At 71.9% G+C, this 10,963-nt stretch carries 12 protein-coding genes; 7 read left to right on the top strand and 5 right to left on the bottom strand.

Annotation, left to right across the window (positions count from 1 at the left end):
- The first annotated feature begins 98 nt into the window (after positions 1 to 98).
- The 7 genes from HUV60_RS07980 to recX all read left to right on the top strand — a co-directional run bounded on the left by HUV60_RS07980 (position 99) and on the right by recX (position 5,947).
- Positions 99 to 1,043, top strand: coding sequence for an AraC family transcriptional regulator (locus tag HUV60_RS07980; RefSeq protein ID WP_257848070.1), 945 nt, complete (start codon positions 99 to 101; stop codon positions 1,041 to 1,043).
- On the top strand, positions 965 to 1,723 hold the full coding sequence (locus tag HUV60_RS07975) for an AzlC family ABC transporter permease (protein ID WP_257848071.1): 759 nt from the start codon (positions 965 to 967) through the stop codon (positions 1,721 to 1,723). Before HUV60_RS07980 ends, HUV60_RS07975 begins: the two co-directional genes overlap by 79 nt.
- On the top strand, positions 1,720 to 2,028 hold the full coding sequence (locus tag HUV60_RS07970) for an AzlD domain-containing protein (RefSeq protein ID WP_257848072.1): 309 nt from the start codon (positions 1,720 to 1,722) through the stop codon (positions 2,026 to 2,028). Before HUV60_RS07975 ends, HUV60_RS07970 begins: the two co-directional genes overlap by 4 nt.
- 131 nt (positions 2,029 to 2,159) lie before the next feature.
- Entirely contained in the window at positions 2,160 to 2,354 is a 195-nt protein-coding gene (locus HUV60_RS07965; protein WP_257848073.1) for a DUF3046 domain-containing protein, read from the top strand.
- Positions 2,355 to 2,413: 59 nt separating this feature from the next.
- Complete coding sequence (locus HUV60_RS07960) at positions 2,414 to 3,691, top strand: AI-2E family transporter (RefSeq protein WP_257848074.1); 1,278 nt, start codon at positions 2,414 to 2,416, stop codon at positions 3,689 to 3,691.
- Between the two features lie 291 nt (positions 3,692 to 3,982).
- Positions 3,983 to 5,104, top strand: coding sequence for a recombinase RecA (gene recA / locus HUV60_RS07955; protein WP_257848075.1), 1,122 nt, complete (start codon positions 3,983 to 3,985; stop codon positions 5,102 to 5,104).
- A gap of 3 nt (positions 5,105 to 5,107) precedes the next feature.
- The gene (gene recX, locus HUV60_RS07950; protein ID WP_257848076.1) at positions 5,108 to 5,947 is read left to right on the top strand and encodes a recombination regulator RecX; all 840 of its coding nucleotides are present in this window, start codon (positions 5,108 to 5,110) and stop codon (positions 5,945 to 5,947) included.
- Positions 5,948 to 5,958: 11 nt separating this feature from the next.
- Here recX and HUV60_RS07945 read toward each other — a convergent pair whose 3' ends face one another.
- The 5 genes from HUV60_RS07945 to HUV60_RS07925 form a co-directional block, all read right to left on the bottom strand.
- A complete protein-coding gene (locus HUV60_RS07945; protein ID WP_257848077.1) occupies positions 5,959 to 6,369 on the bottom strand; it encodes a rhodanese-like domain-containing protein in 411 nt (136 codons plus the stop codon).
- Entirely contained in the window at positions 6,366 to 6,959 is a 594-nt protein-coding gene (locus tag HUV60_RS07940) for a cysteine dioxygenase (protein WP_257848078.1), read from the bottom strand. Before HUV60_RS07940 ends, HUV60_RS07945 begins: the two co-directional genes overlap by 4 nt.
- Positions 6,960 to 7,370: 411 nt before the next feature.
- Positions 7,371 to 9,053 (bottom strand): FAD-dependent monooxygenase, encoded by a 1,683-nt coding sequence (locus HUV60_RS07935; protein ID WP_257848079.1) that lies wholly within the window; start codon positions 9,051 to 9,053, stop codon positions 7,371 to 7,373.
- 304 nt (positions 9,054 to 9,357) lie between these two features.
- Positions 9,358 to 10,266 carry an amino acid ABC transporter permease gene (locus tag HUV60_RS07930; RefSeq protein ID WP_257848080.1) on the bottom strand — a complete coding sequence of 303 codons (909 nt, stop codon included), beginning with the start codon at positions 10,264 to 10,266 and terminating at the stop codon, positions 9,358 to 9,360.
- Entirely contained in the window at positions 10,263 to 10,940 is a 678-nt protein-coding gene (locus HUV60_RS07925; RefSeq protein ID WP_257848081.1) for an amino acid ABC transporter permease, read from the bottom strand. Before HUV60_RS07925 ends, HUV60_RS07930 begins: the two co-directional genes overlap by 4 nt.
- Between the last annotated feature and the right edge of the window lie 23 nt (positions 10,941 to 10,963).

The following is a 10,963-nucleotide window of genomic DNA, read 5'->3' as shown; positions in this document are numbered from 1 at the left end:
ACAACGGGGCTGAGCCGGGCGGACGCCCGGACCCCGGTGTGCCGTGGCCCCGGGGGCCGGCGGGGAGCGCGCTGCCCGGAGCGCGCGACAATGGCCGCATGGCGGAAACGGGAACGGAGCGCGCGCGGCACTGGCAGTACGCCGGGCTGCCCGGCGTCGACCTGCTCCGGGCCCGCTACATCCGCAAGACGTTCGCCCGGCACACCCACGAGAACTTCGTCATCGCCGCCATCGCCGACGGGGTGGATGTCTTCCACCACGGCGGGGCCGACCAGTACGCCGGCGCCGGAACACTCGCGCTGGTGAACCCGGACACCCCGCACTCCGGACGGGCGGGGGCACCCGAGGGATGGCGGTACGGCGCGCTCTACCCGCCGCCCGAGGCGGTCGCGGCCATCGCCGCCGAGACCACCATCCTGCGCGGAACCCCGGGGTTCGCGGCACCGGTGCTCGACGACCCGTACGCCGTCCGCCTGGTGCACCAGGTGCTGCGGGCCACCGACGAGGGCAACGCGCTCGCCGCCGACACCCTTCTGAGGGTGGCCGTGACCCGGCTGCTCCGGCTGAACGGCGGCCCGCTGCCCCGGCGCCGGGTGCGCACGGCCGGCGCCCGGACCGCCGCACGCGCGCGTGCCCTGCTCGAGGAACGGATGACCGCGCCGCCGACGCTGGAGCAACTCGCCGACGAACTCGGCACCGGCCCGTTCGCGCTGCTGCGGGCCTTCCGCGACACCTACGGGATGCCGCCGCACGCCTGGCTCACCGACGCACGGGTACGGCGGGCGCGCCGGCTCCTCGACGCGGGCACGCTGCCGTCGGAGGCCGCCGTCGCCGTCGGGTTCACCGACCAGCCGCACCTGAACCGGCACTTCGGCCGGATCGTCGGAGTGCCGCCGGGCGCCTACCGGCGAGAGCGCAAGAACGTACAAGACGCGGGGAGCACGCTCCACGTACCGTCCGGAGTGTGGCAGCAGAACAACGGACAGCACTCGCAGAGGCACGCGACGGGGGAACCCCGGGAGGGAAACCGGACGGCGCCGTAGTCCGGGACGCCCTGGGGGTCGGGATCGCCGTCGGACTCTCCGGATTCGCCTTCGGGGTGGCCTCGGCCGGCAGCGGACTCACGCTGCCGCAGACCTGTGCGCTCAGCCTGCTGGTGTTCACCGGCGCGTCCCAGTTCGCCCTGGTGGGGGCGCTGGCGGCAGGGGGAAGCCCGTTCACCGCCGCCACCGGAGCGTTCTTCCTGGGCGTGCGGAACGCCTTCTACGGATTGCGCCTGTCCCAGTTGCTGGCCCTCCCGCGCGCGGTGCGGCCGTTCGCGGCCCAGTGGGTCATCGACGAGACGGCCGCGGTCTCCCTCGCCCAGCCCACCCGGCGCAGCGCCCGGACCGGCTTCCTGGTCACCGGGCTCAGCCTGTACGTCCTGTGGAACCTCACCACCCTGCTCGGCGCGCTGGGCGCCGAGGCCATCGGGGACACCGACGCCTGGGGCCTGGACGCGGCCGGCCCCGCGGTCTTCCTGGCCCTGCTCGCGCCGATGCTGCGGACCGGCACCGAACGGCTGGTCGCGGGGCTCGCCGTCCTGCCGGGACTCGGCCTGCTGCCGGTCCTGCCCGCCGGTGTACCGGTTCTGGTGGCCGCCCTCGCGGTACCGGCCGTCCTGTGGGCCCGGGGCCACCGCGGGGGCACACCGCACGGTGACGCGCCGGAGGAGGACCGTTGAACATCTGGATCGCGATCGGCGTGACGGCCCTCGGCTGCTACGCCGTCAAGCTGGCCGGGCTCCTGGTGCCCGCCGGCGCCCTCGAACGGCCGCTCGTCCGGCGCCTCGCCGCGCTGCTGCCCGTCGCCCTGCTCGCCGCCCTGACCGCCCAGCAGACCTTCGCCGACGGCCGGACGCTCGTGCTGGACGCGCGGGCGGCGGGTCTCGCGGCTGCCGCCGTCGCGCTGGTGCTGCGCGCCCCGTTCCTGGTCGTCGTCGGGGCGGCCGTGGCGGTGACGGCGGGAGTCCGGGCCCTCGGCGGGTGAGACGGCGCCGGGTGGCCGGGCAGGTGGCCGGGCGGCGCAGGGCCGGCCGGTCGCGCGGCCGTACGCGGTGAGCGTGCGCAGCGCGTCGGCGGCCGTCACCGGGCGGACCCGAGGGCGGGATACTGGGAGGCATGCGGTTGACGGTCTTCTGGGAACGGATGGCGGAGCACTTCGGTACGGGCTCCGCCGACACCTTCGCGCGCGATCACGTCATGTCGGAACTCGGCGGGCGCACCGTGCACGAGGCGCTGGGAGCCGGCTGGGCAGCCAAGGACGTCTGGCAGGTGGTCTGCGCGGTGATGGAGGTCCCCCGGGAAAAGCGCTGATCGTCACAGAGACCGCCGGAAGGCAGACGGCTGCCGGCGGTGTGGGCGAGACTTGGCCTGTGGCACCCACTGAAGAGACCGGGCAGGCAGCCCAGCATCCCTCCGCGCCGGGCACGCCGCCGCTCCCCGGCCCTCGGGTGGACGGCGCGGCTCCGCCGCCGGGCTCCCGCATGCCACGCTGGCTGCCGCGCGCCATGGTGCTCGCGCTCGCGCTGATCGCCCTGTTCCAGCTGGGCAGCTGGGCCTTCCACGAGCTCACCGGACTGCTGATCAACATTCTCATCGCGTTCTTCCTGGCGCTCGCCGTCGAACCCGCGGTGAGCTGGATGGCCGCGCGCGGGGTGCGCCGGGGACTGGGCACCTTCCTGGTCTTCCTGGGCGTGCTGATCGCGGCGGCGGGCTTCGTCACGCTCCTCGGATCCATGCTGGCGGGACAGATCATAAAGATCGTCGAGGACTTCCCGGAGTACCTCGACTCCGTCATCAACTGGATCAACGCGCACTTCCACACCGAGCTGCGGCGGGTGGACATCCAGGAGGGCCTGCTCCGCTCCGACTGGCTGCGCAGCTACATGCAGAACAGCGCCACCGGCGTCCTGGACGTCTCCACGCAGGTCCTCGGGGGCCTCTTCCAACTGCTGACCATCGGGCTGTTCTCGTTCTACTTCGCCGCCGACGGCCCGCGGCTGCGCCGCACCATCTGCTCCGTACTGCCGCCCGCGCGGCAGGCCGAGGTGCTGCGCGCGTGGGAGATCGCCGTGAACAAGACCGGCGGCTACCTGTACTCGCGCGGGCTGATGGCGCTGGTCTCCGGCTCGGCCCACTACGTGCTGCTGGAGATCCTGGAGGTGCCCTACGCGCCCGTGCTCGCGGTGTGGGTGGGCCTGGTGTCGCAGTTCATCCCCACCATCGGCACGTATCTCGCGGGGGCCCTGCCCATGCTGATCGCCTTCGCGGTCGACCCCTGGTACGCGCTGTGGGTGCTGATCTTCGTGGTGATCTACCAGCAGTTCGAGAACTACGTGCTGCAGCCCAAGCTGACCTCGAGGACCGTCGACATCCACCCGGCGGTCGCCTTCGGCTCGGTCGTCATGGGCACCGCCCTGCTCGGCGCCGTCGGAGCGCTGATCGCCATTCCCGCGGTCGCCACCCTCCAGGCGTTCATGGGCGCGTACGTGAAGCGCTACGACGTCACCGACGACCCCCGCGTGCAAGGCCACCGCGGGGCGGGGCCCGGTGAGAGCGGTTCCGCGGAGCGGCGGACCCTCCTCGTCCGCGCCCGGCACCTCTGGGACCGCCGACCGGCCTCGGCGCGCCTCGGGACCGAGGACTCCTGAACGTCGCGGACCCTGGGGGCGGCTCCGGCCGACGATGTGGACCGCCGGCCGGAGCCGTTGCCGGAGGGTGAACGACTCGTGGGAGTGCCGGGTGTCGCGCTTGACACAAAAATCGAACATCTATTCTTATGGGTGTACCGGCGAAGCCCGAGAGTGGGTGATTTAACCCGGTTGAGTCCGTAATGGACTCCGGTTGTCCACAGGCTGGAGGTGCGTCGGAGCGCGTTGTCAGTGGCAGGCGCTAGCGTCATTGACGTGAAGCGATCGACTCAAGCACATCGGGTGGAACCCATGGCAGGAACCGACCGCGAGAAGGCGCTCGACGCCGCACTCGCGCAAATCGAACGACAATTCGGCAAGGGCGCGGTCATGCGTATGGGTGACCGGTCGAAGGAGCCCATCGAGGTCATCCCGACCGGGTCGACCGCGCTCGACGTGGCCCTCGGTGTCGGCGGCCTGCCGCGCGGCCGCGTCATCGAGGTCTACGGCCCCGAGTCCTCGGGCAAGACGACCCTGACCCTGCACGCGGTGGCGAACGCGCAGAAGGCCGGCGGCCAGGTCGCGTTCGTGGACGCGGAGCACGCCCTCGACCCCGAGTACGCGCAGAAGCTCGGCGTCGACATCGACAACCTGATCCTGTCCCAGCCGGACAACGGTGAGCAGGCGCTGGAGATCGTGGACATGCTGGTCCGCTCCGGCGCCCTCGACCTCATCGTGATCGACTCCGTCGCGGCGCTCGTGCCGCGCGCGGAGATCGAGGGTGAGATGGGCGACAGCCACGTGGGTCTGCAGGCGCGTCTGATGAGCCAGGCGTTGCGGAAGATCACCAGCGCGCTCAACCAGTCCAAGACCACCGCGATCTTCATCAACCAGCTCCGCGAGAAGATCGGTGTGATGTTCGGCTCACCGGAGACCACGACCGGTGGCCGGGCGCTGAAGTTCTATGCCTCGGTGCGTCTGGACATCCGCCGGATCGAGACGCTGAAGGACGGCACCGACGCGGTCGGCAACCGCACCCGCGTCAAGGTCGTCAAGAACAAGGTGGCGCCGCCCTTCAAGCAGGCCGAGTTCGACATCCTCTACGGCCACGGCATCAGCCGCGAGGGCGGCCTGATCGACATGGGCGTGGAGCACGGCTTCGTTCGCAAGGCCGGCGCCTGGTACACGTACGAGGGCGACCAGCTCGGCCAGGGCAAGGAGAACTCCCGCAACTTCCTCAAGGACAACCCCGACCTCGCCAACGAGATCGAGAAGAAGATCCTGAAGAAGCTGGGCGTCGGCGTGCAGCCCGAGGAGCCGGCCGAGGAGAAGAGCGTGGATGCCGCCGTCACCGCCGCTCCGGCCGGGACAGCCGTGACTCCGGTCCCGGTGGCCAAGACCACCAAGTCCAAGGCCGCCGCGGCCAAGAGCTGACCCGTGACCCGACGAACCGACTGGGCCGACTGGGCCGACTACGAGTTCGCTGCTTCCGGAGCCCCACGGGAGGCGGACGCCGGAAGCGGCGACAACCCGGCCGCGCGCGGGGACGGAGTACACGGGGACGCCGGCGACGGCCTCTTCGACGACTTCTCCGGTGAGGACGAGGGCGGGACCCGGCGCCGACCCGGCGCCGGGTCCCGTCGCGCAAAGGGCTCGCGGGGGAGCGGCTCGCGTGGCGGCGGGCCGAGCGGTGGGCGCAGAAGCCGGGCTTCCGACGAGGCGGCCGCGGCGGACGGGGACGGCTCCTCCTCACCGAGGGCCGAGCGGGAGGAGCCCGCGGGGGACCCGGTGGAGCGGGCGCGGGCGATCTGTCTGCGGCTGCTCACCGGAACCCCGCGCACCCGGAAACAGCTCGCCGACGCCCTGCGCGAACGGGAGATCCCGGACGAGGCCGCCGAGGAGGTGCTGTCCCGGTTCGAAGAGGTCGGACTGATCAACGACAGCGCCTTCGCGGACGCCTGGGTCGAGTCCCGGCACCATGGCCGGGGCCTGGCACGGCGCGCCCTCGCCCAGGAGCTGCGGACCAAGGGCGTCGACTCCACGCTGATCGACGCAGCCGTCTCCCAGCTCGACTCCGAACAGGAAGAGGCCACCGCGCGCGAGCTCGTCGCCCGCAGGCTGCGCTCCACCCGCGGACTCGACCGCGACAAGCGGATCCGCCGTCTCGCCGGCATGCTCGCCCGCAAGGGCTACCCCGAGGGCCTCGCCCTGCGCGTGGTCAGGCAGGCGTTGGAGGAGGGCGAGGACACGGAATTCCTGGAGGGCGGCGGGTACTGAGAGCCCGTGCCCTACGTCCGTACCGGCAGCCCCGCTGCTCGCCAGGCCCGGAAGCCGCCGATCAGGTCGGTGGCCCGGTGGAGTCCCAGCCGGTGCAGGGACTCCGCGGCCAGGCTGGAGGCGTGGCCCTCGTTGCAGATCACGACGACGCGCAGGTCGTGGCCGGTCGCCGCGGGGAGGCGATGGCCGCCCCGGGGGTCGAGACGCCACACCCGTTCGTTGCGCTCGACGACGAGGGCGCCGGGGATCGTCCCGTCCCGGTCGCGCAGGGACGCGTAGCGGATGTCGACCAGCAGCGCTTCCCCGTGGTGGGCGGCCTCGTGGGCGAGGACCGCCTCGATGCGTTCGTAGCCCGCGCGGACCCGCTCCAGCAGCTCGTCGGTCCCCGGGGCGCCGACGCCCCTCTCCGGTACCCCGCTCACTGCCAGCCCTCCGGGCTCTCGGCCTGCTCCGGACGCAGCGTCGGGCCGGTGCGGCTGTACCGGCGCATCAGGGGAAGCGGCGGATGGCAGGCGTGTACGGAGACCGCGTGCTGCTCCGGGGACGCGTTGAGCACCTCGTGCACGTGGTGCCGGCCGAAGGCACGGCCCTCGCCGGCCGCCGGCCGGCGCTCCCGGTCCACTCCGTCGTTCAGCTCCAGCGTCTTCCAGCCCTCGGTGGGCATCCGCACGGCGAGCGAGTTCTCCTTCAGTTCACCCGACGCGGTCATGAAGGCGCCGAGGGAATTTCCATGGTCGTGCCAGCCGGTGCCCGTGCCGGGCGGCCGGCCGATCAGCCAGACCCCGCTGCCCGCAGGACCGTCGAGCCGTACCCAGGTGCGGCTCTGCGGATCGAGCGGCAGTGAGACGACCAGCTCGGCGTCGGCGGCGACGTCCCGTACGAAGTCGAGGAGTTCCGCCTGCGAAGGGCCGGCGGCAGGAGTGGCATCCGTACCGGGAGCAGCGGCCGTACCGGGAGCCGTATCGGAGGAGGAGACCGCGGGTGACGGGGAAAGGGCAGGGGAAGCAGACACGGGGCACCGTCCTGGAGAAGGGCTCGCGCAGCGCGCACGGCAGCAGCGGCAGGAAAGCGGAGCGCGGTACGCAGGGGAGGAAGCGACTCCAGAAGGACGGGTGACACACAGTCGGCACAGCGGAGAGGGTCCATACGGCCCCTCCGTCACAGGCGTACACAGGCGTCGGTCACGGGCCGGGGTACACCACGACACCGCGCACGGGAACAACTCGTCGTCAGCATGCGGACACCCACGGCGGACACGGCGGCGACGGGGAGTCGGCAGGAAGGCCGGAGAACACAGAGGGACGCCGGGACGGGACAGGACGGGTACGGGACAGGCGGGCCGCGACGCCGGATCATCCGCGCCGCACGACCCGTGACAGCACTCCCACCCGGTCCCCGCACCGGATCCCGGCGCGGCGAAACCTCAGCGCGACCTGGTGCCGGCGTTGGCCCCCGCCCCTGCCCGCGCTCCTGCTCCCGTCTCCGCCCCGGTGTCCGTTCCGGTGGCCCCCGCCGCCGTCCCCGTCCCTGCCTCAGCCGAAGCCGGTCTGCCGACCGTCGTCCCGGCCGCCGCGTACAGGGACTCGGGACGGACCCCGCCCAGTGCCGTGACCAGGTGCCCGTCGGGGCGTACCAGCAGCACGGTGTGGGCCGCCGCGCCCGGATAGCTCTCCGCGACCAGCAGCTCGGCAGGGTGCGGGAGCGCCGCCACCGCCGACGCGAGCCGGGGCATGATCCCGGCGGACACCCAGTGTCTGCGCTCCCACACCCCGGTGCCCGGCGCGACCAGCACCACCAGCAGCGCCCCCCGGCCCAGCCGGTCCCGCAGCCGGACGAAGGTGCCGTCCTCCGCCGTGACCCGTACATCGGTGACCGGTGCCCCGACCGGCGTGTCCACGGGGACCTCGCCCTCGAGGGGCGAGGGCGTGAGGGGCGAGCCGGCGTGCCGGCCCGGCGCGCCCACCGTCCCCTGCCCCAGATGCCCCTCCACCAGGAGCGTGTCATGACCGCGGGCGGCGCCGGGGACGTAGGAACGCAGGCCTCCGCCGCTCCGCACCAGCGGCAACGCCTGGTCGGCGGCGCGCAGCCGGGCGGCGACGATCGCCCGACGCTCCGTCTGGTAGCTGTCCAGCAGCGCTTCGTGCGGACCGTGGTGCCAGGCCAGGGCCAGCTTCCAGGCGAGGTTGTCCGTGTCGCGGAGCCCCTCGTCGAGCCCGTGCGTGCCCAGGGTGCCGAGCAGATGCGCGGCGTCCCCGGCGAGGAACACACGGCCGGACCGCCAGCGCCGGGCGAGCCGGTGGTGGACGGTGTGGACCCCGGTGTCGAGCAGCTCGTACGGCGGTGTCGGGCCTTCGGCCCAGCCGGCCAGGGTCTCGCGGACCCGGGCGAGGAGCAGTTCGGGGGTGACCAGTTCCTTGCCCGGAGGCATCAGCCAGTCCAGCCGCCACACACCGTCCGGTAGCGGGCGGGCGCTGATCTCCCCGGCGAAGGGACCGGAGGTGCGCCACGAGGGCATCCGGTGCAGCACCGCTTCCTGGGGCCAGGGAAGTTCCGTACGCAGCACGGCCACGGCGTGACGTTCCACCGCCGTGCGGCCGGGGAAGCGGATGTCCTGGAGCTTGCGCACGGTGGAGCGAGGGCCGTCGCAGCCGACCAGATAGCTGCCGCGCCACCAGGTGCCCCCGGGACCGCGGGTGTGCGCGGTGACACCGGAGGGCTCCTGTTCGAGGGAGTCCAGACGGCTGTCCACGACGACCCTGACGAGCCGCTCGTCGGCGAGAGCTGCGCGCAGGGCGCCGGTCAGGACGTGCTGGGCGACGTGCACAGGGCCGGGTTCGGTGTCGGCGAAGGTGATCTCGTGTGTCACCTGCTTGCGCCGCATCGACCGCCATCCGGCCCATGGCGAACCGGCGTGGGTGAGCGGCGCACAGGTCAGTCGTTCCACGAGTTCCGTGGTGTCCTCGCGCAGTACCACGGAGCGGGCGGGGCGCGGTTCGTCCGTGCCCGGTCCCTCGTCGAGGACCACGCACGGCACCTCCTGACGCGCCAGCGCCAGGGCGAGCGTGAGCCCGACGGGCCCCGCTCCGACGATGATCACCGGGTCCACGGCGCGACGCCCCCTGCTCGAAGTGACGTCCGGAGGGACGGGGAGGAACAGGAAGATGGAGCAGGGTGCACGATCACAGAACGTATGCAACCTATTGCCGGTGCTTGCGTCAAGTGACCGAAGGCCGGTGGCGATCATGAAATGGGGCGGGGCCCGTCCCCTCACTTGACTGCTCATCACATGGGTCCGGTCCGTACCGCTCGTTCGCACCGGTGGTGCGGACCGGCCCCCGGCATGACTGTGGCCCGCCGGGCAACGGCGGGCCACAGTCATGCCGTACGACGGGCGCACGGCGGGGCGTGCGTCAGGCGGGGCCGCCCCCGCCCGCCTTGTGGGTGTCCCCGACCTCGGCCGCGTTCAGGTCGTCGACCTCGTCGGCGCCGAGTACCGCCCCCGTGCCGCGCTTGCTGCGGCGCAGCCGTGCCTCCAGCCAGGAGGCGAAGGAGGTGAGGAGGAAGTTCAGGAGGATGAAGATGAGCGCCACGACGATGAAGCTGGGGATGACGTTGGCGTAGTTGGCCGCGAGCGTGCCGCGCGCGTTCAGCAGCTCGGTGAAGTTGAGCAGCACGCCACCCAGCGCGGTGTCCTTCACGATGACGACGAGCTGGCTGACGATGGCCGGCAGCATCGCGGTGACAGCCTGCGGCAGCAGGATGTTCTTCATCGTCTGGCCCTTGCGCAGCCCGATGGCGTAACCCGCCTCGGACTGACCCCTGGGGAGGGAGAGGATGCCTGCCCGGACGATCTCGGCGAGCACCGAGGCGTTGTAGAGCACCAGACCGGTGACCACCGCGTACAGCGGGCGGTCGTCGCTGGAGATGTCCGTGGAACGGACGTAGACCTCGTTGGCGAACAGCATCAGCAGCAGCACCGGGATGGCCCGGAAGAACTCGACCACGACGCCGGCGGGAACCCGTACCCAGCGGTGGTCGGAGAGGCGGGCGATGCCGAGGACCGCGCCCAGAGGAAGGGCGATGATCATGGCGAGCGCGGCGGCCTTGAGGGTGTTGCCGAGGCCTGGCAGCAGGTATGTCGTCCACGCCTGGGACTCGGTGAACGGCTTCCACAGGGACCACTCCAGCTGGCCCTTGTCGTCCATCGTCCGGTAGACCCACCACAGGGCGAGGCCCAGGAGGGCGACGAACACGACCGAGAAGATGACATTGCGCCGCTTGGCCCGGGGGCCGGGGGCGTCGTACAGAACGGAGGTCACCGCTTCACCGCCAGTCGCTTGCTCAGCCAGCCGAGGAACAGGCCGGTGGGCAGGGTCAGTACCACGAATCCGAAGGCGAAGACCGCGCCGATGAGCAGCGTCTGTGCCTCGTTCTCGATCATTTCCTTCATCAGCAGAGCGGCCTCCGCCACACCGATCGCGGCCGCCACCGTCGTGTTCTTGGTCAGTGCGATCAGCACGTTCGCGAGCGGCCCGATGACCGAGCGGAACGCTTGCGGCAGCACGATCAAGCCGAGGACCTGCGAGAAGTTCAGGCCGATGGCGCGGGCCGCCTCGGCCTGCCCGACGGGCACGGTGTTGATGCCGGAGCGCAGTGCCTCGCAGACGAAGGCCGCGGTGTAGGCGGCCAGGCCGAGCACCGCGAGGCGGAAGCCCTGGAGCGCGAAGTCGTCGGGCGCGCCCATGGTCATGCCGAAGATGTCGGCGAGGCCGAGCGAGGTGAAGACGATGATGACCGTCAGGGGGGTGTTCCGGACGATGTTCACGTAGGCGGTGCCGAACCCCCGCATCAGCGGGACGGGGCTGACCCGCATCGCCGCGAGCAGGGTGCCCCAGACCAGGGCACCGACGCCCGAGAACACGGTGAGCTTCACCGTCATCCAGAAGGCGCCCAACAAGGTTGGATCGTCATAGTCAGAAATGAAGTCGAACACGATCTCCCGCGCTTCCGGGTGTG

This window comes from Streptomyces sp. KMM 9044, assembly GCF_024701375.2.
In the GTDB taxonomy this organism is placed as follows: Bacteria; Actinomycetota; Actinomycetes; order Streptomycetales; family Streptomycetaceae; genus Streptomyces.
Note: the sequence above shows the minus strand (reverse complement) of the source record. Positions and strands in the feature narration are given on the sequence as shown.